Source organism: Streptomyces sp. NPDC102279 (genome assembly GCF_044766365.1).
In the GTDB taxonomy this organism is placed as follows: Bacteria; Actinomycetota; Actinomycetes; order Streptomycetales; family Streptomycetaceae; genus Streptomyces.
Genome location: NZ_JBIWLU010000014.1, coordinates 141,134 through 164,005, shown reverse-complemented (window position 1 = coordinate 164,005; position 22,872 = coordinate 141,134). Strand labels below are relative to the sequence as shown.

Annotated in this window: 20 protein-coding genes and 1 pseudogene; 8 read left to right on the top strand and 13 right to left on the bottom strand. The window is 71.6% G+C overall.

Annotated features, from left to right (window positions below):
• The first annotated feature begins 74 nt into the window (after positions 1 to 74).
• Positions 75 to 1,718, top strand: coding sequence for a peptidoglycan-binding protein (locus ACIRQH_RS32635; protein ID WP_404228314.1), 1,644 nt, complete (start codon positions 75 to 77; stop codon positions 1,716 to 1,718).
• 117 nt (positions 1,719 to 1,835) lie between these two features.
• Here the strand turns inward: ACIRQH_RS32635 and ACIRQH_RS32630 are convergent, their stop codons facing one another.
• Together ACIRQH_RS32630 and ACIRQH_RS32625 are read right to left on the bottom strand one after the other, a co-directional pair.
• Complete coding sequence (locus tag ACIRQH_RS32630; RefSeq protein WP_404228433.1) at positions 1,836 to 4,118, bottom strand: FdhF/YdeP family oxidoreductase; 2,283 nt, start codon at positions 4,116 to 4,118, stop codon at positions 1,836 to 1,838.
• Positions 4,119 to 4,162: 44 nt separating this feature from the next.
• Positions 4,163 to 4,240, bottom strand: coding sequence for a 50S ribosomal protein bL37 (locus tag ACIRQH_RS32625; protein ID WP_373287922.1), 78 nt, complete (start codon positions 4,238 to 4,240; stop codon positions 4,163 to 4,165).
• Positions 4,241 to 4,409: 169 nt separating this feature from the next.
• On the opposite strand from ACIRQH_RS32625, the gene ACIRQH_RS32620 reads away from it, so the two are divergent.
• Positions 4,410 to 4,898, top strand: coding sequence for a GreA/GreB family elongation factor (locus tag ACIRQH_RS32620; RefSeq protein WP_404228311.1), 489 nt, complete (start codon positions 4,410 to 4,412; stop codon positions 4,896 to 4,898).
• Positions 4,899 to 5,018: 120 nt separating this feature from the next.
• On the opposite strand, the gene ACIRQH_RS32615 is transcribed toward ACIRQH_RS32620, so the two are convergent.
• The 5 genes from ACIRQH_RS32615 to ACIRQH_RS32595 all read right to left on the bottom strand — a co-directional run bounded on the left by ACIRQH_RS32615 (position 5,019) and on the right by ACIRQH_RS32595 (position 10,845).
• Positions 5,019 to 5,297 (bottom strand): hypothetical protein, encoded by a 279-nt coding sequence (locus ACIRQH_RS32615; protein ID WP_358820872.1) that lies wholly within the window; start codon positions 5,295 to 5,297, stop codon positions 5,019 to 5,021.
• A 64-nt stretch (positions 5,298 to 5,361) separates the two neighbouring features.
• Positions 5,362 to 7,923 (bottom strand): ATP-dependent Clp protease ATP-binding subunit, encoded by a 2,562-nt coding sequence (locus tag ACIRQH_RS32610; protein ID WP_404228308.1) that lies wholly within the window; start codon positions 7,921 to 7,923, stop codon positions 5,362 to 5,364.
• 233 nt (positions 7,924 to 8,156) lie between these two features.
• Positions 8,157 to 8,999, bottom strand: coding sequence for a family 1 encapsulin nanocompartment shell protein (locus ACIRQH_RS32605; protein ID WP_358820874.1), 843 nt, complete (start codon positions 8,997 to 8,999; stop codon positions 8,157 to 8,159).
• Between the two features lie 2 nt (positions 9,000 to 9,001).
• Positions 9,002 to 10,057: a Dyp-type peroxidase gene (locus ACIRQH_RS32600; protein ID WP_404228305.1), complete on the bottom strand. Its 1,056-nt coding sequence runs from the start codon at positions 10,055 to 10,057 to the stop codon at positions 9,002 to 9,004.
• Positions 10,058 to 10,209: 152 nt separating this feature from the next.
• A complete protein-coding gene (locus tag ACIRQH_RS32595; RefSeq protein WP_388871365.1) occupies positions 10,210 to 10,845 on the bottom strand; it encodes a DUF1345 domain-containing protein in 636 nt (211 codons plus the stop codon).
• 185 nt (positions 10,846 to 11,030) lie between these two features.
• Here ACIRQH_RS32595 and ACIRQH_RS32590 point away from each other — a divergent pair, with 185 nt between their 5' ends.
• Positions 11,031 to 11,420 (top strand): NUDIX domain-containing protein, encoded by a 390-nt coding sequence (locus tag ACIRQH_RS32590; RefSeq protein WP_388871368.1) that lies wholly within the window; start codon positions 11,031 to 11,033, stop codon positions 11,418 to 11,420.
• Between the two features lie 21 nt (positions 11,421 to 11,441).
• Here ACIRQH_RS32590 and ACIRQH_RS32585 read toward each other — a convergent pair whose 3' ends face one another.
• Positions 11,442 to 11,933: a PaaI family thioesterase gene (locus ACIRQH_RS32585; RefSeq protein ID WP_388933379.1), complete on the bottom strand. Its 492-nt coding sequence runs from the start codon at positions 11,931 to 11,933 to the stop codon at positions 11,442 to 11,444.
• Positions 11,934 to 12,030: 97 nt separating this feature from the next.
• Here ACIRQH_RS32585 and ACIRQH_RS32580 point away from each other — a divergent pair, with 97 nt between their 5' ends.
• On the top strand, positions 12,031 to 12,516 hold the full coding sequence (locus tag ACIRQH_RS32580; protein ID WP_388871378.1) for a winged helix-turn-helix transcriptional regulator: 486 nt from the start codon (positions 12,031 to 12,033) through the stop codon (positions 12,514 to 12,516).
• 149 nt (positions 12,517 to 12,665) lie between these two features.
• Positions 12,666 to 14,039: a diacylglycerol kinase family protein gene (locus tag ACIRQH_RS32575; protein ID WP_358820880.1), complete on the top strand. Its 1,374-nt coding sequence runs from the start codon at positions 12,666 to 12,668 to the stop codon at positions 14,037 to 14,039.
• 73 nt (positions 14,040 to 14,112) lie between these two features.
• Here the strand turns inward: ACIRQH_RS32575 and ACIRQH_RS32570 are convergent, their stop codons facing one another.
• Together ACIRQH_RS32570 and ACIRQH_RS32565 are read right to left on the bottom strand one after the other, a co-directional pair.
• Complete coding sequence (locus ACIRQH_RS32570; protein WP_404228301.1) at positions 14,113 to 15,654, bottom strand: ATP-binding protein; 1,542 nt, start codon at positions 15,652 to 15,654, stop codon at positions 14,113 to 14,115.
• On the bottom strand, positions 15,651 to 16,349 hold the full coding sequence (locus ACIRQH_RS32565; protein ID WP_404228298.1) for a response regulator transcription factor: 699 nt from the start codon (positions 16,347 to 16,349) through the stop codon (positions 15,651 to 15,653). The genes ACIRQH_RS32570 and ACIRQH_RS32565 overlap by 4 nt, the downstream gene beginning before the upstream one ends.
• Before the next feature lie 86 nt (positions 16,350 to 16,435).
• Here ACIRQH_RS32565 and ACIRQH_RS32560 point away from each other — a divergent pair.
• The 3 genes and pseudogenes from ACIRQH_RS32560 to ACIRQH_RS32550 all read left to right on the top strand — a co-directional run.
• Positions 16,436 to 17,019: pseudogene (locus ACIRQH_RS32560) on the top strand (FAD:protein FMN transferase); the annotation flags it as partial.
• 120 nt (positions 17,020 to 17,139) lie between these two features.
• Positions 17,140 to 17,931 (top strand): polysaccharide deacetylase family protein, encoded by a 792-nt coding sequence (locus tag ACIRQH_RS32555; RefSeq protein WP_404228296.1) that lies wholly within the window; start codon positions 17,140 to 17,142, stop codon positions 17,929 to 17,931.
• 160 nt (positions 17,932 to 18,091) lie between these two features.
• Positions 18,092 to 18,532 (top strand): SRPBCC family protein, encoded by a 441-nt coding sequence (locus ACIRQH_RS32550; RefSeq protein ID WP_404228293.1) that lies wholly within the window; start codon positions 18,092 to 18,094, stop codon positions 18,530 to 18,532.
• Positions 18,533 to 18,748: 216 nt separating this feature from the next.
• Here the strand turns inward: ACIRQH_RS32550 and ACIRQH_RS32545 are convergent, their stop codons facing one another.
• The 3 genes from ACIRQH_RS32545 to ACIRQH_RS32535 form a co-directional block, all read right to left on the bottom strand.
• Complete coding sequence (locus tag ACIRQH_RS32545; protein WP_358820885.1) at positions 18,749 to 19,924, bottom strand: glycoside hydrolase family 6 protein; 1,176 nt, start codon at positions 19,922 to 19,924, stop codon at positions 18,749 to 18,751.
• 245 nt (positions 19,925 to 20,169) lie between these two features.
• The gene (locus ACIRQH_RS32540) at positions 20,170 to 21,324 is read right to left on the bottom strand and encodes an XdhC family protein (protein ID WP_404228290.1); all 1,155 of its coding nucleotides are present in this window, start codon (positions 21,322 to 21,324) and stop codon (positions 20,170 to 20,172) included.
• Between the two features lie 42 nt (positions 21,325 to 21,366).
• Positions 21,367 to 22,824, bottom strand: coding sequence for an NCS2 family permease (locus tag ACIRQH_RS32535; RefSeq protein ID WP_388871401.1), 1,458 nt, complete (start codon positions 22,822 to 22,824; stop codon positions 21,367 to 21,369).
• Between the last annotated feature and the right edge of the window lie 48 nt (positions 22,825 to 22,872).

Sequence of the window (22,872 nt, the reverse complement as noted above, 5' to 3'; positions counted from 1 at the left end):
TGAACATCGCGGCGGGGCCGGAACGGGCTCGCTGAAGCAGGCCCACCCATCATCGAAGGAGATGTCCCACAACCATGGGAAGACTTGCGATCCACGCTCCCGCCGACAGCGAGAGCCTTCGCCGCCCGGGTCCCGTCCGCGGCGGCCCGGGGTGGCGGGTCCGGACCGGGACCTTCGCCGCCACCGCGGCGATGCTCTCGGCCGGCGTCCTGTTCGGTGCCGGTCCCGCGGCGGCCGCGCCGGCGGCGATCAAGCTGACCTCGTCGTCCTGCCCCACCGACATCGTGCAGGGCCAGACGAGCGGCTGTGTCACGGAGCTGCAGACGCTGCTCAACGCGCACGGCGCCGGTCTGCAGGTGGACGGTGAGTTCGGGGCGAACACCTACTACGCGGTGCGCGAGTACCAGGCCGCCACCGCGATCGCCGTGGACGGGCGGGTGGGCCCCCAGACCAAGAGCAAGCTGTACGCGACCGGGGGTTCGGCACCGGCGCCGGTCAACCTCATGTCCTCCTCGTGCCCGGCGAACGTCGTCAAGGGCGACAAGGGCGGTTGTGTCAGCGAACTGCAGCGGCTGCTCCGGCACCACGGCTACTCGGTCGAGGTGGACGGGGACTTCGGGGCGGGGACGGAGACCGCGGTCCGCAGCTTCCAGTCCGCCCACGGTCTGTCGGTCGACGGCCAGGTCGGCACGAACACCAAGCGGGAGCTGTACGACACCGACGAGTCGCCGTCGACGAGCCTGGACCTGAGGTCGGCGTCCTGCCCGGCGAACATCGTGGAGGGGCAGAGCGGCGGTTGTGTGTCGACGCTGCAGGCCCTGCTGAACGGCAAGGGCCAACACCTCGACGTGGACGGCGGGTTCGGCCCGCAGACGCTGGCGGCCGTGAAGTCCTTCCAGTCCGCGAGCGGTCTGTCGGCCGATGGTGAGGTGGGAGCGAACACCAAGGCCGCCCTGTACTCGAACATCGGCGGTGGCGGCGGCAACGGGGCACCGGCGCCGATCAACCTGAACTCCGGCTCGTGCCCGAGCGAGATCGTGAAGGGCCAGAAGAGCGGCTGCGTCACCGAGTTGCAGAGTCTGCTCAACCACCACGGCGCCGACCTCGCCGTCGACGGTGACTTCGGGTCGCTGACCGACAGCGCCGTGCGGGACTTCCAGGCCGAGAAGGGCCTCTCGGTCGACGGCCACGTGGGCTCGAACACCAAGGCCGCCCTGTACGGCGCGGTCACTCCGCCGTCGTCGCCCCCGCCCGGCGGCGGCTACAGCAAGATCCTCAGCGTGGCCGCGGCCGAGGAGGGCACGGTCGAAGGCAGCGCCCGGGCGAACAGCTACGGGTCGGCCGTGGGCCTGTCGCTGTCCACCGACGACTACGCCTGGTGCGCCACGTTCGTGAGCTGGGTCGGCAAGCAGACGGGAGCCACGACCTACCGCAACACCTATGTGTCCGGCTGGGTCAAGCAGGCGCGGGCCGGCAACTACCACCTGTCGGTGACGACCAGCCCGCAACCGGGCGACATCGTGGCCTACGACTGGAACGGCGGCAACGACTTCACCGGCGGTCACGAACACATAGGCATCGTGCGCACGGTGTCCGGCTCCAGCTTCACCGCCGTCGAGGGCAACACCGGCAATCCCAACGGCGGCAGCGACGGCGTCTACGTCAAGAGCCGTAGCACGAACAGCAATTACGACGTGCTCTTCATCCGGGTCCGCTGACCGGACGCCCCACCGACCGAACTGCCCCGGGGCAACGGGGGAACGGGGGACGGAGGGCAGGCCACGGGGGAAGGCCGGGGCCGGCGGTTCCACACCGCCGGCCCCGTACGCCTGCGTTCAGGCGTGGGACTCGATCGTCACCTTGACGTGTTTCATCAGGGGCTGGTCGCTCTGGAGGCTGTAGTCGCCGATCGCGCAGAGGACGTTCATCTCCGGCATGTAGCCGGCCGCGCAGCCGCGGGGGATGTCGTAGGGGATGGCCAGGTAGCCGTCGAGGCGGCGGTGGGTGCCGTCCTTGGCGGTGGCGACGATGTCGACCGGGTCGAACTCGGAGATGCCGCGTTCGCGCATGTCGTCCTCGTTCATGAAGACGAGCGTGCGCAGGTTCTTGACGCCCCGGTAGCGGTCGTTGTCCGAGTAGATCGTCGTGTTCCACTGGTCGTGGGAGCGCATCGTGCCGAGCGCGAGCGTGCCGGGCGCGGGGACGACGTCGGGCAGCGGCGCGGTGGAGAACTCGGCCTGGCCGCTCGGGGTGAGGAAGACCAGTTCGCGGGCGGGCTGTTTGATGCGGAAGCCGAGCGGCAGGCGGACGCGGCGGTTGCAGTCCTCGAAGCCGTCGAGGGTCTGCGCCATCGTGTCGCGGATGCGGTCGTAGTCCTCGATGTACCACTCCCAGGGAGTGGCGCTGTCCGGGAGGGCGGCGCGGGCCATGCCGGCGATGATGGCGGGCTCGGACAGCAGGTGCTTCGAGGCGGGCCGCTTCATGCCGATGGACAGGTGGACCATGCTCATCGAGTCCTCGACGGAGGTGCTCTGGATGCCGCCGCGCTGGTGGTCCTTCTCGGTCCGGCCGAGGCACGGCAGGATGAGCGCCTGCCGGCCGTGCACGAGGTGGCTGCGGTTGAGCTTGGTGCTCACCTGGACCGTGAGGTCGCACGTGCGCAGGGCGGCGTAGGTGTACGGGGTGTCCGGCGCGGCGAGGGCGAAGTTGCCGCCCATGCCGACGAACACCTTCACGTCCCCGCGCCGCATGGCCTGGATCGTCGCGACGGTGTCCATGCCGTGCTCGCGCGGCGGGTCGATCCCGCAGACCTCGCCGAGCCGGGCCAAGAACTCCTCACTGGGCCGGTGGTCGATGCCGCACGTCCGGTTGCCCTGGACGTTGCTGTGGCCGCGCACCGGTGACGGACCGGCACCCTCGCGGCCCAGATTGCCGCGCAGCAGAAGGAGGTTGACGATCTCCCGCACGGTGTCGACGCCGTGTTCGTGCTGGCTGACGCCCAGGCACCAGCTCATGATGCTGCGGTCCGCCTCCCGGTACACCCTCGCGGCCTTGAGGATGCCGTCGCGGTCGATCCCGGACTGGCGCTCGATCTCGTCCCAGGACGTGGCCTCGCACACCGCGCGGTAGTCGTCGAAGTAGGCCGTGTGCCGGTCGATGAACTCCTGGTCCAGAGCCTTGGGATCGGTCTTGGCCTGCTCCAGGACCGCTTTGGACATGCCGCGCAGGAGCGCCATGTCGCCGCCGATGCGGACCTGGAGGTTCAGGGTGCTGGTCCGCGTCGACTTGAAGAGGGCCATGTCCGTGAAGTCGTGCGGAACGATGGTGCGGGTCGCCGCGGCCTCGACGAGCGGGTTGATGTGCACGATCTGGGCACCGCGGTCGTAGGCCTCGGCGAGGGCGGTGAGCATCCTGGGCGCGTTCGAGGCGGCGTTGACACCCATGATGAACAGGGCGTCGGTGGCCTTCCAGTCCCTGAGGTCCGCGGTGCCCTTGCCGGTGCCGAGGGACGCCGTGAGGGCACGGCCGCTCGCCTCGTGGCACATGTTCGAGCAGTCGGGCAGGTTGTTCGTGCCCAGCTCCCGGGCCATCAACTGGTAGAGGAACGTGGGCTCGTTGCCGAGGCGGCCCGAGGTGTAGAAGGAGGCCTGGTTCGGGTCGTCGAGCTCCCGCAGGGTCCGGCCGACCAGTTCGAACGCGTCGCGCCAGCTGATCGGCTTGTAGTGGTCCGACTCGGGGTCGTAGACCATCGGCCCGGTGAGCCGGCCCTGGTCCTCCAGGTCGAAGTCGCTCCACTCGAAGAGTTCGCTCACCGAGTGCGCGGCGAAGAACTCGGCGCCGACGCGCTTGCCGGTCATCTCCCACGTGACGTGCTTGATCCCGTTCTCGCAGATGTCCAGGTGCAGGCCTTTGGTGTCGTCGGGCCACGCGCATCCCGGACAGTCGAAGCCCGTCCTCTCGTGGTTCATGCGCATGATCGCGCGGGGACCGTCCACGAAGGCCTTCTCGGCCGCCAGAACGCGGGTGACGCTCTTGGCCGCACCCCAGCCGGCCGCCGGGTGGTGGTACGGATGGAACTCCGGTTCACCCTTCGGGGCGGGCCCCACGTTGGGCTCCACACCGTCGTGGCCGTTCCGGGATGCGTTCAAGAGTCTCACCGCGCCTAGGACTGGGGCCGTTTCCCGTGGTTCGCCGCGTGCTTGCGCCTGCTCTTCTTCTTCCGGCGTCGCTTCGACGACATGCCGAACCTCCCTCACTCGCGGGACACCGCGAGGTGTCCTGATGGTCGGGGAACACCGCGATCCACGATTCCATACATCACATATCGTCGCGATTCGACCTACGATCGACGTGTTTGCGACTCACCGCACGTGATCGTGCCGAACAGTTCCCTATCCCGAGGAGCGGGCATGCCCAGCGAACCAGCGCCGATCAGCGAGACCGCCCGGCAGGCCCTCGAACAGGAACTCGCCGACCTCCGCACCGAGCGCGACAGCGTCGCCGCGACCCTGCGGGGTTCCGACGCCGAGGTGGGCGACCGGGCCGACGAGGCGGACGAGCTGCAGCGCGCCGACGACCAGCGGCGGCTGGACGACCGCATCAGGGACATCTCCACGCGGCTGCGTCAGGCGGACGTGGCGGGGCCTGCCCCCACCGGTCTGGTAGGGGTCGGCAGCACGGTCACCGTCCGGTTCGGCGACGGCACCGTGCAGACCGTGCAGATCGGCGAGACCGCCGTGGCACAGGACCCGACGCTGGTCACCGCCGACAGCCCCCTCGGGCGCGCACTGCTCGGCCGCCGCCCCGGGGACACCGTGGCCTTCGACGCCCCCGACGGCGAGGAGAGCGCGGAGGTCGTCTCGCTCGGCGACGGGACCGGGCCCGGCGGCGACGGCTGACCGCGCCGTACGGCGCACCCGACGGAACGGCCGAAGAGCGGGGCGGCCGGGCAAGGACAGCACGACGGCTGACCGCGGGACCACGCTCACGTGGTCCCGCGGTCGGCCGTCGTCGTTCGTTCAGCGCTCGTAGTGCGAGGGCGGGAAGGGATCCCGTTCCCGCCGGGTGGCCCTGCCGGAGGGCATCTCACCGGTACCGACCTCGCGGTCGACCTCCTCGCGCTCCTGCCGGTACGCGGCCTCCGGGTCCTCCGTGGGCCCGCCCGGCAGACCGACCTCACGCCGGTCGCGCTCCGTACGCGCCTGGAGCTCGTCCTCGTCGACCCGCCGGGGCATGCCCCTGCTGTGGCCGTGCTCCGGATCGCCCTCGACAGCTCGGTTGGACTTGTGGTGCGTCATGCGCAGCCTCCTCAAATGGACTGCCCGGGACGGACGTACGCCCGCCAGGGCACGCCTTTCGGTGTCAGGAGTCCTCCGTCCCGTCGTTCGTCGCGCTGTCCCGCTCGTCCGCGTCCCCGCCGCTCCCCCGGTCCTCCCGCGCCGGGCCGTCGCCCTTGCGCACGGTGCAGTCGACCGTGTCGTCACGGACGTCGGCGACGATCGTGTCGCCGGGTTCGGCCTCGCCGCTGAGCAGCAGTTCCGCGATGCGGTTGTCGAGTTCGGTCTGGATGGTCCGCCGCAACGGGCGTGCGCCGAACTCGGGTTGGTGGCCGTGGGCGACGAGCAGTCTCTTGGCCGCGTCCGTCACCTCCAGCTTCATGCCCTGCGCGTGCACCCGGCGTTCGCTCTGACCGAGCAGGTGGTCGACGATCTCGCCGAGGTCGTTCTGGCTGAGGCCGTGGAAGATGATGATGTCGTCGATGCGGTTGAGGAACTCCGGCAGGAACCGGGTCCGCAACTCGTCCATCAGCACGTCCTTCAGTTCGGACACGTCGCCCTTGTGGTCGAGGATGAGGTGCGCGCCGATGTTGGACGTCATGATCACGACGCAGTGCCGGAAGTCGACGGTGCGGCCCTGGCCGTCCGTGAGCCGTCCGTCGTCGAGGATCTGGAGCAGCGTGTTGAAGATGTCGGGGTGCGCCTTCTCCACCTCGTCGAAGAGCACCACGCTGTACGGCTGCCGACGGACCTTCTCGGTGAGCTGGCCGGCCTCGTCGTAGCCCACGTATCCGGGAGGCGCGCCGACCAGTCGGGCCACCGTGTGCTTCTCCTGGAACTCGCTCATGTCGAAGCGGGTCATGCGGTTCTCGTCGCCGAAGAGCAGTTCCGCGAGGGTCTTGGCCAGTTCCGTCTTGCCGACGCCGGTCGGGCCGAGGAAGAGGAAGGAGCCGACGGGGCGGTTGGGGTCGCCCATGCCGGCGCGGTTGCGGCGAACCGCCTGCGACACGGCGGTGACCGCCTCGTCCTGGCCGACGATGCGGGAGTGCATCTCCTCCTCCAGCTTGAGGAGCTTCTCCTTCTCGCTGGCGGTGAGCTGGGAGACCGGGATGCCGGTGCGCCGCGAGACGATGTCGGCGATGTCGCGGGCGGTCACGGACACCACGCCGGCACGGCGCTCCTCGATGCCCGCGAGTTCGCCCTCGGCCTCGGCGAGCCGCTGCTTCAGCTGTCCCGCACGCTCGAAGTCCTCGGCGGCGACGGACTGGTCGCGTTCGCGGCGCAGTTTCGCGATGCGGTCCTCGCGTTCGGCGACCTCGGTCGAGCGGCTCGCGCCGCGCAGCCGTACCCGCGCGCCCGCCTGGTCCATCACGTCGATCGCCTTGTCGGGCAGGAAGCGGTCGCTGATGTAGCGGTCGGACAGCTCGGCCGCCGCGGCGAGGGCGCCGTCGGCGAAACGGACCTGGTGGTGCGCCTCGTAGGCGTCGCGCAGGCCCTCCAGGATCTGCACGGTCTCCTCGACCGTCGGCTCCGGGACCAGCACCGGCTGGAAACGGCGTTCGAGCGCGGCGTCCTTCTCGACGTACTTGCGGTACTCGTCGATGGTCGTGGCGCCCACGACGTGCAGTTCTCCGCGCGCGAGGGCGGGCTTGAGCATGTTGCCCGCGTCCATGGAGCTCTCGCCCGAGGCGCCCGCGCCGACCACGGTGTGGAGTTCGTCGATGAAGAGGATGATCTGCCCGTCCGAGTCCTGGACGTCCTCGATGACCTTCTTCAGGCGTTCCTCGAACTGCCCGCGGTACTGGGCGCCCGCCACCATGGCGGACAGGTCGAGCGAGACGACGCGCTTGCCCTTCAGGGTGTCGGGGACGTCGCCGGAGACGATGCGCTGGGCGAGCCCCTCGACGATGGCGGTCTTGCCGACTCCGGGCTCACCGATGAGGACGGGGTTGTTCTTGGAGCGGCGGGAGAGGATCTCGATGGTCTGCTCGATCTCCTCGGCCCGTCCGACCACCGGGTCGAGCCTTCCGGCCTTGGCCTCTTCGGTCAGGTCCCGCCCGAACTCGTCCAGGGTCGTCTCCGGCTGCTCGGGCTCGGACGAGCGGTTCTCCTGGCGGGCGGCGCGTTCCGTGAGGCCCGCCAGCTTCTGCGCGTCCTGTCCGTCGGCGCGCAGCAGCTGGGCGGCACCGCTGTCCGCGTCGCCGAGCAGCGCGCCCAGGATGTGCTCGGGGCCGATGTAGGAGACCCCGGTCGCCTGCGAGCGGGCGTAGGCGGTGGCGAGGGTGCGTTTGGCCGCCGGGGTGAGACCCGGCTCCGACGACGGCTCGCTGGTCTCCCGGGGCAGCACCTCGGCCAGCTGCGTCGCGAGGGCGTCGGGGTCGACTCCGGCCTGGGCCAGCAGCGAGCGCGCGGGTTCCACCTTCGTGGCGGCCCAGAGCAGGTGTTCCGTGTCGAGGTCGGAGGTGCCGTCCTCCATGGCCCGTCGCGCGGCCAGGTTGAGCAGTTCCTGCGAGGACTCCGTCAGCAGCCGCCCGATCGGCACGCGCTGCACCGCGGGTGGGGACGACGCGGGTGACATACCGAAAAAGCGGTTCAGCAATTCGCCGAAAGGATCGGACGAGCCGAAACCGTACGTCGACATCGACATGAGCAGCTCCCGGAGCGGCGATGTGTACTCTCCACCATTTCGCGGGCCTTATGGCTCCGCAACCGGAGGGACCTCGCTCGGGCCGGGGTCCGTCGGCCGCGGCAATTCACCCGCACGAGGTGAACTCCCCTCGGGGAAGGGCGGGTTGGGAAGGCCGGCGGGACAGGACCGCACACGCGGAAAGCGGACGTCGGTCGGCCGAGACCGCGTCTGTCAACGCGTGTCAGCGCCTGTCAGCCCTGGCCGGTACCCGCGTCGGTCCACGGGTCGAGCGCCACCACGGCCTCGTCCGTGTAGACGAGGAACGTCAGGGTCTGGCGGAAGTACAAGTCGATGCCGTCGGCGTCGTGCGAGGTGTAGCCGATGGCGAGGTCCTCGCCGAGCCGCAGTTCGTAGTCGCCGCCCCGGGTGGTGAGCAGGAAGGCCCCTTCGACGGCGGGCGCCCAGACCAGGCGGCCGTCCAGCATCCGGCCGAGGTGGGCGGCGATGGGGTAACCGTGGTCGGAGGTCTCGCTGACCGCCGTGTACGCCTCGGCGCCCAGCAGCAGCGTGTAGGGGCCCTGGACGCCGGCCAGCCGCAGGGTGCTCAGGGCGTGGCTGACGGCGTCGGGGAAGTCACGCGGCTCGGCGGGGAGGCGGAGCACCGGGTTGGAGGTGCGGGCGCGCAGCCCGTCGACGCTCGCGGCGGCGTAGCCGTTGAAGACGGTCTGGTCCTCGGCGAACGCCATGGTGCGGGCGGCGTCCTTGACCGGCTGCCAGTCGGAGTCCTTGGCGCCCCGGTCGACGTCGTCGACGGCGTCGCGGCCGACCCGGAAGGGCACCGTCAGCTCGACGAGGGGCTGGACCTGGCGCAGCCGGGCGGTGACCCCGGGTGAGGGGCCGTCGATGCCGGAGAGGTGGCCCGTGCCCACGGCCGCGAGTTCCGGGCCCTCGGGGCCGGTGACGTCCACGACGCGCCGTCCGGCGAGGTTGCGCCGGAAGGTGCGGCGCGCCTCGTCCTCGATCTCGGCCCAGGCGGCGGGCGTGATGGGGGCGAGTTCGCGGTGCAGATTGCCGGTGCCGTCGAACGTGGTCATGTTCAGACTCCTTTGAGGCTGCCGATGCCCAGCGAGCCGTTCGCCGTGGGCCGCTCCGCGGGAGGGGCGGGCGGGTGGTCCGCCGCCGTCTCCTCGCCCGGGGCCGCGGGGACGTCCGTCTCCTCCTCGCCGGGGGCGGCGGGCAGGTCGTCGAGGAAGTCGACGGTCGGGACGTGGAAGAGGCAGCCGGTGATCGCGGTCGAGAAGTCGAGGATGCGGTCGTGCGGCGCCGGGCCGTCGCCGAGGAACATGTTCCGCAGCATCTCCTCGGTCACGTCCGGGGTGCGCGCGTAGCCGATGAAGAAGGTCCCGAACTCGCCTTCGCCGAGCGTGCCGAACGGCATGTTCTCCCGCACGATCTTGCGTTCGTCGCCGTCGTCGTCGGTGATGGTGTTGAGCGCGACGTGGGAGTCGGCGGGTTTGACGTCGTCGGGGAGTTCCACGTTGGCCGCCTTCGTGCGCCCGATGACCTTCTCCTGCTCGGTGTCGGGCAGGGCGTTCCAGGCGGCCATGTCGTGCAGGTACTTCTGGATGACGACGTAGCTGCCGTCCTCGAAGTCCGGGTCCTCGTCCCCGACGAACACGGAGTCGGCTGCGAGCTGTCCCTCGGGGTTCTCGCTGCCGTCGACGAATCCGAGCAGGTCGCGCTCGTCGAAGTACTTGAACCCGTGCACCTCGTCGACGGTCGTGACCGCGCCGTCCAGGCGTTCCATGATGAGCCGGGCCAGTTCGAAGCAGAGGTCCATCCGGTTGGCCCGGAGGTGGAGGAGGAGGTCGCCGGGGGTGGACGGAGCTCGGTGCCGTTTGCCGTTCAACTCGGCGAAGGGGTGCAGCTCCCGCGGGCGGGGCCCGTCGAACAGCCGGTCCCAGACGTCGGAGCCGACGCCGACGATGCAGGCGAGCCGGTCGCCGGGCGCGCGGAAACCGACGGAGCGGCGCAGGCCCGACACGTCTTCCAGGAGGTCGCGGACCGTGTCCTCGTGGCCCGGCGTGACGGTGAGCACGAGGAAGACGGTGGCCCTGGCCGGTCGGGAGATGACGGCCTGTCGCTCAGCCAAGAGTCGGCCTCCTCGTGAGACGCGGGAGCGTCCCTCGCGTACGGGACGGTCGGTTCTTCCCTCCATCCTGCTGCGTGCCGGAGGAATCCGCACGAGATCCCGACCGCTCGGTGCGGTGGACACGTCGGCACCGGCGTCCGGTCCCCGGCGCGTCAGCCGCTGACGATTCCCACGACGACGTTGATGGCCGTGGCGAGAATGCTGGTGCCGAACACGTAGGAAAGGAGGGAATGCCTGAGCACGATGGAACGGATCGCGGAACTCGACACGTCGGTGTCGGACACCTGATAGGTCATTCCGAGGTTGTAGCTGAAATAGAAGAAGTCGCGGTACGAGGGCGGGTCGTCGGAATTGAAGTCGATGCCGCCGTTGTGCTCGTAGTACACGTAGGCGTAGCGGGTGGCGTACATCAGGTGCAGCGCGGACCAGGCGAGGAAGACGCCGCACAGGGCCGTGACGGCCGCGGCATGTCCGTCGTCCGCCTTGCCTCCGCGCAGGAGCAGCAGCACGATCGCGAAGAGCCCGCACAGGGCGACCGCGACCACCACGAACTCGTCGGTCACGGGCCGGAAGTCCTCGCGCCGCGCGTTGCGCCGGGTGGCCGCCGCGTCCATGGGCCACAGCACCACCCAGCCCGCGAGGACGAAGAACAGTTCCGTCGCGGCGATCCCGGCCAGCAGTCCCAGAAGGACATCGGTCGGCAGTCCCACGGCCACGCCGACCGCTGCACCGAGCACGACCGCGCCGGTGAGGCGCGGCACCGCGTCCAGGGGGAGCTTCGTCCTCATACACCGTCACGTTAGTCGTGTTGCGACATCGCAGCCCGGTGGGGACGGGCCCGGGGCGAAGGCTCTCGCCACGCGGTCCGACAGGAGGCGCCCGGCCGCGTGAACCGACGCCCGCCGGGTAGGAACGGAGCACTCGGACGGGACCGGCCCGACGAACGCGCGGCAACGGAAGGAACGGTTGGGCCATGACACTGGAGCAGACCGCCCGGGACACGGTGGAGGCGGTCGTCGTGGACGACGGGCTGCTGCTGCTCGTCGACGGGTCGGACGGCTGGAGGCTGCCGTCGGGGCCGCCGGAACTGGCCGAGCGTCCGCAGGCCACGGCGGCGCGCGTGGTCTACGAACTCACCGGCTACCTCGTGGACGGTTCGTCACTCCTCGAGGCGGACGGCGAGGGGGCGGAGGGGCCCGTGGCCGGCCCGTCGACCGTGGTGTGCCGGCTGCTGAGCGACACCCCCTCGGCGGAGGCGCGGCTCACCGCGGAGCAGCTCCGCTGGACCCCGTTCGCGGAGGCCATCGGCACCGGGCTGCCCGAGTCCGTACGGCGGTACCTGGAGGGTCACACACCCTTGTAGGCCCGTCGGTTCCCGTGGTCCTCAGACGGGGACGGGGAACAGCAGGCAGCTGCTGGTGGTGTGGGCGAGCAGCCGGTCGGCCTCGTCGAGGAGTTCCGCCTGGGCGAGGGCCGTGCGGCGGCCGCTGTTGAGGACGGTGCCGACCGCGCGGATCCTGCCGGTGTCCACGGTGACCGGCCGCAGGAACTTCACGGTCAGGTCCAGCGACGTGTAACCCATGGCCGGGGGCAGCACGGACTGCACGGCGCACCCCGCGGCGGAGTCGAGCAAGGTGGCGTAGACGCCACCGTGGACGCTTCCGATGGGGTTGTAGTGCTCCTCCCCCGGGACCAGGGAGAAGACCGCGCGGCCGTGCTCGACCTCGTCGAGGGTCATGCCGAGGGTCGCCGCGATCGGTGGCGCGGGGAGGCGTCCGGCCTGCACCTCGCGGAGGAAGTCGAGACCGCTGTAGTGCCCGACGGCGGCCGCGGAGACGGCCGGGTCCTCCCAGTCGTATGTGCGTGACCTGCCCATGACGCTCCCCGTTCGCTCGCCGATCTGCCTTCTTTTTTCGAAGTTAGCCAGTACGGGACCTGGCTGTCAATGACAGAGCCAGCCTACGATGGGCCCCATGACGTGGCTCGACACCAGCACCGACAACTGCACGGTGCAGCGGACGCTCGACCTGATCGGCGAGAAGTGGTCGATGCTGGTCCTGCGGGACTCCATGAACGGCGTGCGGCGGTTCGACGACTTCCGGCGGCATGTCGGCCTGTCCGAGAGCGTGCTGGCCGACCGGCTGCGCAAGCTGGTCGCGGCCGGGATCCTGGACACCGTCCCGTACAGCGAACCGGGCAGCCGCACCCGGTACGAGTACCGGCTCACCCGCAAGGGCTGGGAACTGTGGCCCGCCATGATCGCCCTGAAGCAGTGGGGCGACCGCTACACGGCGGATCCCGAGGGACCGCCCCTGGAGGTCGTGCACGACGGCTGTGGCGAACAGGTCCGCACGGTGGTCGTCTGCGGTGCGGGACACGGCGAGCTGATTCCACCCGACGCACGCACCCGTCCCGGCCCCTCCGCGAAGCGCGCGGACGGCGCTGTCACCGCCCCCTGAGGGAACCGCCCGCCCGAGGTGAGCGCAGTGGGCGGGGCCCGCCCGGAGCGCGGGTTCCCCGACCCGGCCGACCGGGTCCGGGTGACCGGCGGCGCGGTTCCTCTCGTACGGTGAGTCCAGTGCGCGAGGGACCGAGCGGTGGAGGAACGATGACGGACACGAGACCGCCGGCCCGTGAACGGTGGGCGGCGAGGGCGTCGCTCGCCGCGGCGGCGCTCGCGGTGGCCGTGCCGCTGTTCACCGGAGGCGTCCGCGGTGTCCTGCTCCTGATCGCCGCCGTCGTCGGCATGGCCGTCGCGGCGGCGGCGCTGTGGTGGATGCTCACCCGGCGCGGACCCGCGCGCTGGATCGCGGGGCTGCTGGCGATCGCCGTGCCCCTCGGCGTCATCGTGGTCCTCGCGGTCACGCTGCTGTGGACACTGCTGCTGTCGCCCGTGCTGTGGATCCTCGCGGTGTGGTGCGGCCGGTACGCGCTGCGGAGCGCCCGCGGCCGGGTCCGGCCGATGAAGGAGCACCGCACCCCGCCGCCGCGACGGCCGTTCGTCCTGATGAATCCGCGTTCCGGCGGCGGCAAGGTGGAGCAATTCGGTCTCGTGGAGAAGGCCGAGCGGCTCGGCGCGCGGGTCGTGCTGCTCGACCCGGAGAACCACCGGGACGTGACGGAGCTGGCCCGGCAGGCGGTCGTGGACGGAGCGGATCTGCTGGGCGTCGCGGGCGGCGACGGGACGCAGGCGCTCGTCGCGGCCGTCGCCGCCGAACACGGACTGCCGTTCCTGGTGATCTCGGCCGGCACCCGCAACCACTTCGCGATGGACCTGGGCCTCGACCGCGACGACCCGTCCACCTGTCTCGACGCGCTGCCGAACGGTGTGGAGCTGCGCGTGGACCTCGGCTTCGCGGGCGGCCACCCCTTCGTCAACAACGCGTCGTTCGGCGCCTACGCCGCCGTCGTCCAGGATCCCGCCTACCGGGACGACAAGATCGGCACCTCGCTGCAGCTCCTCCCCGACCTGCTCACCCGCCAGCGCGGACCGCAGCTGACCGCGGAGGCCGCCGGCACGACCCTCGACGCACCCCAGGCGCTGCTGGTCAGCAACAACCCCTACCGCACGAACGAGTCCGCCGGTCTGGGCCGCCGCGAGCGGCTCGACTCGGGGCTGCTCGGCATCCTCGGCGTCAAGGTCGACAGTGCCGTGGAGGCAGCCGCGCTGCTGCTCGCCCCGGACCCGGGCGGCCTCTCGGTCCTCACGGCCCGCGAGGTGGTCGTCGGGGCGGACAGCGACGAACTGGAGGTCGGTATCGACGGCGAGGCCATGGTCCTGCCGACGCCGGTGCACTGCCGGGTCGAGCCGGGTGTGCTGCGCGTGCGCGTCCCGAAGAAGCGGCCCGGTGTCCCGACGGTCCAGCCCGCCCTCGACTGGCGGCGGCTCCTGTCGCTGGCCGTGCTCGTGGGCCGCACGGCCGGCGTGCGGCGCCCGGGGCACAGACCGCCGGGGCCGGACACCCTGCGCAAGCTCGTCTGACCGGCATACGTCCAAAGCGGCGGAGCCTGTTCCGGAGACTCGAAGCTGTCACCCCGATCGCCCCCCGAACACCTCAGGTCCGCGGGAGCCGCTGCTTGCCCTCCTCCGTCCGCGGAGCCGGCACCGCGTCGGGCCGGGCGGGGGCGGGGCCGTCTCCGTTGTACGGGAGGCCGACGGTGAAGACCGTGGCGCCCGGTGCGCTCGTGAGGTCGACGGTGCCGCCGTGCGCGAGGACCAGGGAGCGGGCGACCGCGAGTCCGAGTCCGCTGCCGCCCCGGTCGCGGCCGCGCGCCTTGTCCACCCGGTAGAAGCGGTCGAAGACCCGCTCCCGGTCGGCGTCCGGGATACCTGGTCCGGCGTCACGGACGCGGACGACGACGGTGCCGGCGGACGCGGAGAGCCCGAGCGCGACGGCGGTGCCGGGCGGGGTGTGCACCGCGGCGTTGGTGAGCAGGTTGTCCAGGACCTGCCGGATGCGCAGCGGGTCCAGGCGCAGCCGTACGGGCCCGGGGGCGACCGTCACCGACAGGTCGTGGCCGGGATGGCCCGCCCGGAAGGCGTCCGCCGCGTCGCGGGCCAGTTCCGCGAGGTCGGTGTCCTCCAGGCGGAGCGGGGTCTCGACCTCGGCGGCGTCGAGGCGGGCGAGCAGCAGCAGGTCGTCGAGGAGGACGCCCATCCGGGCCGCCTCGGCGCGCAGCCGGGCCAGGTGCCTCTCTCGTTCGGCGGGCTCGTTGGCGGCGGCGTACTGGAACAGGTCCGCGTAGCCGCGTACCGACATCAGCGGGGTGCGCAGTTCGTGCGAGGCGTCGGCCACGAACCGGCGCAGCCGCTGCTCGGCCTCGGTGCGCACGGCGAGCGAGTCGTCGATGTGTTCCAGCATGGTGTTGAACGCGGTGCGCAGTTCCTCGACCTCCGGGCCGCCCTTCCCGCCGCCCGCCCGCAGCGGGAGGCGGGCCGATCCGGTCAGGTTGTGCGAGGTGATGCCCCGGGCGGTGTGCGCCATGTCGCTGATGGGCCGCAGGCCGCGGCGCAGCACGGCCCGGCCGGCCACGACGAGGGCCAGCAGGGCCAGGGCGAACGCCACGACCTGGACGGTGACGAGTTGGCGCACGGTGCCCTGGAGGTCGGTCATGGGCGCGGCGGTGACCAGTACGACGCCCGGTTCGACCTCGCAGGTGCGGAGTTTGTAGGCGCCCTCGCCGTCGATCCGCGCGTCCCGCAGGCTGTGCGCGGAGCCCTCGGGCGGCAACTCCTCCGCGGCGGCGGCGAGTTCGACGGTGTCGGCGGGCACATCGGCGGGTTCGCGGAGCACGGCCCGGCCGTCCGAGACGTCGTACACGGCGGTGAACCAGCCGTAGTAGGGCTGCTGTTTGACGGTTCCGTGGGAGGCCGCGTCCTTGGACTGGGCGATCTGGACGAGCTTCATCTGCTCGCCGAGCTGACGGTCGAGGTAGTCCCGCATGTACGTGGTCAGGGCCGTGCCCACGACGGCGAAGACGACGAGGGAGAGCACGCCCATGCCGAGGGCGAGCCGGGTCCCCAGACGCGTGCGGCGGTACGCCTCCCGGACGCCCCGCAGCCGGCCGGCGTGATCCCGCGTGCCCGGGCCGCTCACGCGGCGACCTGGCGCACCACGTAGCCGACGCCGCGCACCGTATGGATGAGCTGGGCCTCGTCGTCGTCGGTGCCGTCGAGCTTGCGGCGCAGCCGGCTGACGACGAGTTCGACGACGTTCGAGCGGCCGCCGAAGCCGTACTCCCAGACGTGGTCGAGGATCTGTGCCTTGGTGAGGACGGTGGGCGACTTGCGCATCAGGTAGCGCAGCACCTCGTACTCGGTGGGGGTGAGGGTGAGGAGACGGCCGGCGCGCCGCACCTCGCGGGTGTCCTCGTCCATCGTCAGGTCGGCGACCCGCAGGACCGAACGCTGGGAGCCGGGTCCCGCGCTGCGGCGCAGCACGGTCCGCAGCCGGGCCATGAGCTCCTCCACGGCGAACGGTTTGACGAGGTAGTCGTCGCCGCCGCGGGTGAGGCCCGCGACACGGTCGGCGACGCCGTCGCGGGCGGTGAGGAAGACGACGGGGACCATCGTGCCGGACTGCCGCAGCCGGTCGAGGACACCGAAGCCGTCGAGGCCCGGCAGCATCAGGTCGAGGACCACGATGTCGGGCCGGAAGTCGGCGGCCCGGCGCAGCGCGTCCTCGCCGGTGTGGGCCGTGACGGCCTCCCAGCCCTCGTAGCGGGCGACCGTAGCCACGAGGTCGGCGATGGGCGGGTCGTCGTCCACGACCAGGAGGCGCACTTTTTCCACCCGCCCATAGTGCTGCACGCCTCACCCGGCACCTCGGGCGCGGGCGCCTCCTGATCCCCATCGATGAGTACGTGAAAGTCGCCCGCAGCGAGGTGTCCCGTCTCGACCGGGTGAACCGGAACCCACCTCGCTCAGCGTGGAGCCGGCCGAGGTCCTCGGTCCGTGCGAGGAGTTCCGCGCCGCGAGCGGTGGCGCCTTCGACGCCCGGCTGCCGGGGCGCGGGCTCGATCCGTGCGCGGTCGTGAAGGGCTGGTCGGTGCAGCGGGCCGCGGAGCTGCCGGCGGCCTCGGGAGTCCGCCGGTTCTGCGTCGACGCGGGCGGCGACGTGGTGGTCGCCGGCGGTCCCTGGCGGGTGGGAGTGCGCCACCCGGACCGGGCCGACCGGCTGTGCGCGGTGGTGGAGATCACCGACGGCGCGGTGGCCACGTCCGCGCGCTACGACCGGGGCGAGCACATCCTCGGCGGCCGCACCGGCCTTCAGGCCACCGGGCTGCTCGGCGTCACGGTGGTGGCGCCCTCGCCGAACGACGCGGACGCGACGGCGACGGCCGCCTTCGCTCTGGGTCCGGAGGGCGTCGCGTGGGCGGCGGCCCGTCCGGGCTGCGAGGTGTTCGCGGTGGACGCGGACCGCCGGGTCCTGCGGACGGCGGGGCTTCCCGTGGCGGGCTGAGCTCTCCACGAGAAGCGGTCACCCGGGCCGTCGACCGAACCCACACACTCTCTGACCAGCGCGTCCGCCCAGCACGAAGCACTATACATACTGTGTATACACAGTATGTATAGTGCGGGCATGCCTTCTCTGCCCTGGAAGATGAAAAGACCCCTGCCCGGGTTCCGTGCCGCGGCCGCGATCTCCGCCGCCGTCGCTCTGGCCCTCCCGCTCACGGGATGCACGACGCTGCACACCACCGCGCCGAGCGCCGCACGGGCCGACGCGAAGAACGCCGCGCTGCGGACGGGGTTCGGGACCGTCGACTGCCGGAAGGCCAAGTGCATCGCGCTGACCTTCGACGCGGGCCCGAGCGAGCACTCGGCCCGGCTGCTCGACATCCTCAAGGAGAAGAAGGTCCCGGCGACCTTCTTCCTGCTGGGCAAGCGGCACATCGAGAAGTACCCGGACCTGGTCCGGCGCATGGCCGCCGAGGGCCACGAGGTGGCCAGCCACACCTGGGACCACAAGATCCTCACCCGGATATCCCCGAAGGAGATACGGGAGGAACTGCGCCGCCCGGACGACGCCATAGAGCGGCTCATCGGACGCCGGCCGACGCTGATGCGTCCGCCGCAGGGCCGGACGGACGACACCGTGCACCGGATCGCGCGGGAGGAGGGGCTCGCGGAGGTCCTGTGGAGCGTGACGGCCAAGGACTACCGGACCGACGACTCCGCGCTGATAGAGAAGCGTGTCCTGCAGCAGTCGTCCCGCGACGGGATCGTCCTGCTGCACGACCTCTACCCGGGCACGGTGCCCGCGGTGCCCGGGATCATCGACGCGCTGAAGGAACGCGGGTACGTGTTCGTCACCGTGCCCCAGTTGCTGGCGCCGGGGAAGGCCGAGCCGGGCACCGTGTACCGGCCCTGACCCGCGCTCGCTCTGCCCGCCCTGCCCGCCCTGACCGCCGTGCCGACGGCCCGTGCGCAGCACGTCGACCCCACTCGTACCCGTGACCACGGCCACGACCCGAGAAGCGGTTCCTCGGCCGGGTCGCGGTTCCCCCGCTGATCACGCTTAGGCTCGCCCCGTGGTCGTCTTCGTCCTGGAACGCGTGTCCCTGCACTCCGTCGCCGAGAGCTGGCGCCGCCTGACCGACTGGCCCCGGCACGCGGACGTCGTCCCGCTGACCCGGGTCACCGTGCGCACCCCTCCGCCGACAGGGCGGGGCACGGTGTTCGTGGCGCGGTCGGGGATCGGGCCCCTCGCGTTCGACGACCCGATGGAGGTCACCGCCTGGCAGCCACCGCGCGACGGGGGCCCGGGCCGGTGCCGGCTGGAGAAGCGGGGCAGGTTCGTCACGGGGTGGGCCGAGATCGAGGTCCACCCGGCGGGCGACGGGGGCTCACGGGTGGTCTGGCGCGAGGACGTGAACGTACGGGGGCTGCCCGGCCTCGCCGACCGCCCGCTGGAACGGTCGGCGCGGTGGATGTTCGGGCGGGCGACGGACGCGTTGCTGAGGCAGGAGTGACAACGTCTGCCCGCGGCACGGGAGTTCCCTCCCCCGCCCCTTCTCATCGGCCTCTCGTCACCGCGCCTGCCCGGCCCCGCCGGGCAGGCGGCCCCGGGCCGCAGCCGGTCAGCGGGCGGCGCCGTCCAAGGGCCGGGGAACGGCGCCGCCTCGCCGACAGCGACGCCCCACCGCCCGGGAGCGGCGGGACGCCGAGTCCATCGAGCGCCGACTCGACTACAGGAGCGGCGGGTTGGCCAACCGTGCAAGTTCCAGGGCCTGTTGCGGGAACCAGTCCCCCGCGTCCGGGTCGACCGTCCCGCGCTCCGGGTCCTGCGGGCCCGTCGTTCCGCGCAGGCAGAGGCCGTCCGACTCACCGGGTGTCTTGATCCACAGGCGGGCGTCCTGCAACGGGTCACCGGTGCGCAGCGTCGGCCGTGCGCCGAGACCACGGTCCGGCGGGTTGCACCAGTCCTGGGCGTCGGTGTACTTGCCCGCGGGCGGGGTCCAGGGGCCCCGTCCGTTGCGGCTGGAGTCGGTGACGAAGTGCTTCATCCGCGAGGCGGGCGTGTGCACATGCTGGTCGAGCCAGGTCTGCGCGTCGGCCCGCGGCCAGCCCTGACTCGGGCACGCCGCGACGTCTCCCCCGTCGGCCGCGTACGCCAGGCAGGACGAGATCAGCTTGCCGTACCAGGAGTTGGCGTCGTCGGTGTTGTAGTTCGAGGCGTTGGTGTAGAAGCCGGAGGCCCGGGCGACCCCGCCCTTGATCAGGCGCGGCACGATGGAGTCGACCGTGTGCCAGCCGGGGTGCCCGGTGTCGAGGTAGACCCGTGTCCCGGACAGCGGCTCCAGCGCGTCGACCGCGTAGTTGACCTCGGTGTAGCGGGCCGCGGTCTTCGTGCCCTGCGCGTCGTCCTGGCCGCAGTCGGACGGCAGCAGGGCGAGGGCGTCGGGTTCGAGGGTGACGATCGTGTCGCCGTGTCCGATCCCCCGCGCCACGGCGTCGATCCACTCCTCGTACTCCGCGGTGTTCGCGGCCCCGCCCGCCGAGTAGTTGGAGCAGTCGCGGCCGGGGATGTCGTACAGCGCGAGTACCGCGGTCGCGTCGTCGCGGCTCGCGTCCCGCACCACCGTCCGGACCTGCCGCTCCACCTCGGCCGGCGTCTGGTCGCCGAACCACACGGCCTGCGGGGTGTTCACCATCGTCAGAATGCCCGCCGCGTCGCGGAGCCGGCCGGCCCGGGCGAGGTCGAGGGCCTGTCGGTACGCGGCCGGGTTGGCGTCCGGAACGTACAGCGCGGGCCCGCGCCCCGCGGCGTCCGAGGCCTCCGCGGCGTGTGCCGGGGGTACGCCGAGCAGGGCGGCGAGGCCGAGGGACAGAGCCACCGGCCATGTGGGGGTACGTCGTCTCATCCGGGTTCACTCCTGGGTCACAACGGTCACGAGGGACGTGCGGGAGCGCTCCCACAGGAGACTCGTCGAGCGGCATGCCTACGTCAATACGCGCGCCGGAATCAGCGGAACGCGAGCGGAGCCGACGCGCGGGCAGCCGGTGCGCGGTGACCGACCGGGACGGGACGCGAACCGCATCGGCAGGCGGGGCGAGGGAACGGGAAAAGCCCGCCACTGTCCGTGACGGGCCTCGCGCGGATCGCCGCTCAGGCGACCGAGCCGATGCGGCGGGCCGGGACCGAGTTCGGGTCGTGGTGGATCGGCGTGTGGGCGCCGGTCAGTGAGGTGCCGCTGCCGCCGCGCCGGTTGGCCACGATCTCCGAGGCGATGGACAGCGCCGTCTCCTCGGGGGTGCGCGCTCCGAGGTCCAGGCCGATGGGCGACCTGAGGCGGGCCAGTTCCAGCTCGGTCACACCGACCTCGCGCAACCGCTCGTTGCGGTCGAGGTGGGTGCGCCGGGAGCCCATGGCCCCGACGTACGCCACCGGCAGCCGCAGGGCGCGCCGGAGCAGCGGGACGTCGAACTTGGCGTCGTGGGTGAGGACGCACAGGACGGTCCGCCCGTCGACGTCCGTGCTCTCCAGGTAGCGGTGCGGCCAGTCCACGACGATCTCGTCCGCGTCGGGGAAACGGGTCCGGGTCGCGAACACCGGTCGGGCGTCGCACACGGTGACCCGGTAGCCGAGGAACTTCCCCATGCGGACCAGTGCCGAGGCGAAGTCGATGGCACCGAAGACGATCATGCGGGGCGGCGGGACGGACGACTCCACGAGGACGGTGAGCGGTGCTCCGCAACGAGAGCCCTGCTCACCGATCTCCAGGGTGCCGGTGCGGCCCGCGTCCAGCTGGGCCACCGTCTCCCCGACCACCGTGCGGTCGAGTTCCGGGTGGGCGCCGAAGCCGCCCTCGTGGGACCCGTCGGACCGTACGAGGAGGGCGCGGCCGATCAGTTCGGCGGGGCCGCTCACGATCCGCGCGACAGCGGTCGCCTGCCCCTCCGCGACGGCGGCCAGCGCCGTCGCGAGGACCGCCCGGAGGGCGGTGTCCCGCGTGCGGACCGGGGTGACGAGGATGTCGATGACACCTCCGCAGGTCAGTCCGACCGCGAAGGCGTCGTCGTCGCTGTAGCCGAAGCGTTCGAGGACGGTGTCGCCGTCCTCCAGGGCCTGCCGGCACAGCTCGTAGACCGCTCCCTCCACGCAACCGCCCGAGACCGAGCCGATCGCCGTGCCGTCGGCGTCGACCGCCAGTGCGGCGCCCGGCTGGCGGGGCGCGCTGCCCCCGACCGCCACCACGGTGGCGACGGCGAAGTCGCGGCCCTGCTCGACCCACCGGTGCAGCTCTTCGGCGATGTCCAGCATCTCGGTCTCCTTAACAGCGGTTGCGTGGAGCGAGCCGGAGCGTCAGTGGACGCCCATCCAGCTCTCGATCGGGTTGAGCGCGAAGTAGACGAAGAAGATCACCGTGAGGCCCCACATGAAGGCCCCGATCTCCCGTGCCTTGCCCTGGGCGATCTTGATGGCGACGTAACTGATCACACCGGCCGCCACGCCCGCGGTGATCGAATAGGTGAAGGGCATGATCACCACGGTCAGGAAGACGGGGATCGCGGTGGCCCGGTCGGCCCAGTCCACGTGGCGGGCGTTCATCATCATCATCGCGCCGATGACCACCAGTGCCGCCGCCGCGACCTCGCCGGGCACGATCGACGTGAGCGGGGTGAAGAAGAGGCAGGCCGCGAAGAACAGGCCGGTGACCACGGAGGAGAGGCCGGTGCGGGCCCCTTCGCCGACGCCGGTCGCGGACTCGACGAAGACCGTCTGGCCGGAGGCCCCGGCCACGCCGCCGACCGCGCCGCCGGCGCCGTCGATGAACAGCGCCTTCGACAGGCCCGGCATACGGCCCTGCGCGTCGGCCAGCTTGGCCTCGGTGCCGACACCGATGATGGTGGCCATCGCGTCGAAGAACCCGGCGAGCACCAGCGTGAAGACGATCATGCCGACCGTCATCGCGCCGACCCCGCCCCAGCCACCGAACTCCACGTGGCCGAAGATCGAGAAGTCCGGCATGGAGACCGCGCTGCCGTGCAGCTCGGGTGCCCCGCTGGCCCACTGCTTGGGATCGATGACCCCGGCGGCGTTGAGGGCGACCGAGACGACCGTGCCGGAGATGATGCCGATGAGGATCGCGCCGGGGATGCCGCGCGCCTGGAGCATGAAGATCAGCAGCAGGGTGGCGGCGAAGAGCAGGACCGGCCAGCCGGCCAGTTCACCGGTGGCGCCGAGGGTGACCGGGGTCGCCTTGCCCTGGTGGACGAAGCCGGCCTTGACCAGGCCGATCAGCGAGATGAACAGGCCGATGCCCATCGTGATGGCGTGCTTGAGCGCCAGCGGGATCGCGTTCATGATCATCTCGCGCAGGCCGGTGACGACCAGCAGCATGATGACCACGCCGTACATCACGCACATGCCCATGGCCTGCGGCCAGGTCATCTGCGGCGCCACCTGCGAGGAGAGCACGCCGGACACGGAGAGGCCGGCGGCGAGGGCGAGCGGCACCTTGCCGACGAATCCCATGAGAAGCGTGGTGAAGGCCGCCGCGAACGCGGTCGCGGTGATCAGGGCCTTCTGGCCGAGCACATCCCCCGCCACGTCCTTGCCGGACAGGATGAGGGGGTTGAGCAGCAGGATGTACGCCATCGCCATGAAGGTGGTGACGCCGCCGCGCACCTCACGCGCGATCGAGCTTCCCCGCTGGGATATGTGGAAGTACCGGTCGAGCCAGGACCGTCCGGCCGGGACGCGGCTACCCGCGCCCGCGTCCGTCGCGGCGGTCTTCGGCTCCAGTGACTGCTGGGTCATGTGGGCCTGCTCCCAAGGTTCAAAGGGGCACCCGCCACAGCCACCCTG

Bases quoted from the DNA above. Each gene is read 5' to 3' on its own strand.
- ACIRQH_RS32575 (WP_358820880.1), top strand. From the start codon at position 12,666: ATGACGGACACGAGACCGCCGGCCCGTGAACGGTGGGCGGCGAGGGCG.
- ACIRQH_RS32595 (WP_388871365.1), bottom strand. From the start codon at position 10,845: ATGAGGACGAAGCTCCCCCTGGACGCGGTGCCGCGCCTCACCGGCGCG.
- ACIRQH_RS32610 (WP_404228308.1), bottom strand. From the start codon at position 7,923: ATGTCGATGTCGACGTACGGTTTCGGCTCGTCCGATCCTTTCGGCGAA.
- ACIRQH_RS32635 (WP_404228314.1), top strand. From the start codon at position 75: ATGGGAAGACTTGCGATCCACGCTCCCGCCGACAGCGAGAGCCTTCGC.
- ACIRQH_RS32620 (WP_404228311.1), top strand. From the start codon at position 4,410: ATGCCCAGCGAACCAGCGCCGATCAGCGAGACCGCCCGGCAGGCCCTC.
- ACIRQH_RS32580 (WP_388871378.1), top strand. From the start codon at position 12,031: ATGACGTGGCTCGACACCAGCACCGACAACTGCACGGTGCAGCGGACG.
- ACIRQH_RS32585 (WP_388933379.1), bottom strand. From the start codon at position 11,933: ATGGGCAGGTCACGCACATACGACTGGGAGGACCCGGCCGTCTCCGCG.
- ACIRQH_RS32605 (WP_358820874.1), bottom strand. From the start codon at position 8,999: ATGACCACGTTCGACGGCACCGGCAATCTGCACCGCGAACTCGCCCCC.
- ACIRQH_RS32590 (WP_388871368.1), top strand. From the start codon at position 11,031: ATGACACTGGAGCAGACCGCCCGGGACACGGTGGAGGCGGTCGTCGTG.
- ACIRQH_RS32555 (WP_404228296.1), top strand. From the start codon at position 17,140: ATGCCTTCTCTGCCCTGGAAGATGAAAAGACCCCTGCCCGGGTTCCGT.
- ACIRQH_RS32625 (WP_373287922.1), bottom strand. From the start codon at position 4,240: ATGTCGTCGAAGCGACGCCGGAAGAAGAAGAGCAGGCGCAAGCACGCG.
- ACIRQH_RS32545 (WP_358820885.1), bottom strand. From the start codon at position 19,924: ATGAGACGACGTACCCCCACATGGCCGGTGGCTCTGTCCCTCGGCCTC.
- ACIRQH_RS32615 (WP_358820872.1), bottom strand. From the start codon at position 5,297: ATGACGCACCACAAGTCCAACCGAGCTGTCGAGGGCGATCCGGAGCAC.
- ACIRQH_RS32540 (WP_404228290.1), bottom strand. From the start codon at position 21,324: ATGCTGGACATCGCCGAAGAGCTGCACCGGTGGGTCGAGCAGGGCCGC.
- ACIRQH_RS32535 (WP_388871401.1), bottom strand. From the start codon at position 22,824: ATGACCCAGCAGTCACTGGAGCCGAAGACCGCCGCGACGGACGCGGGC.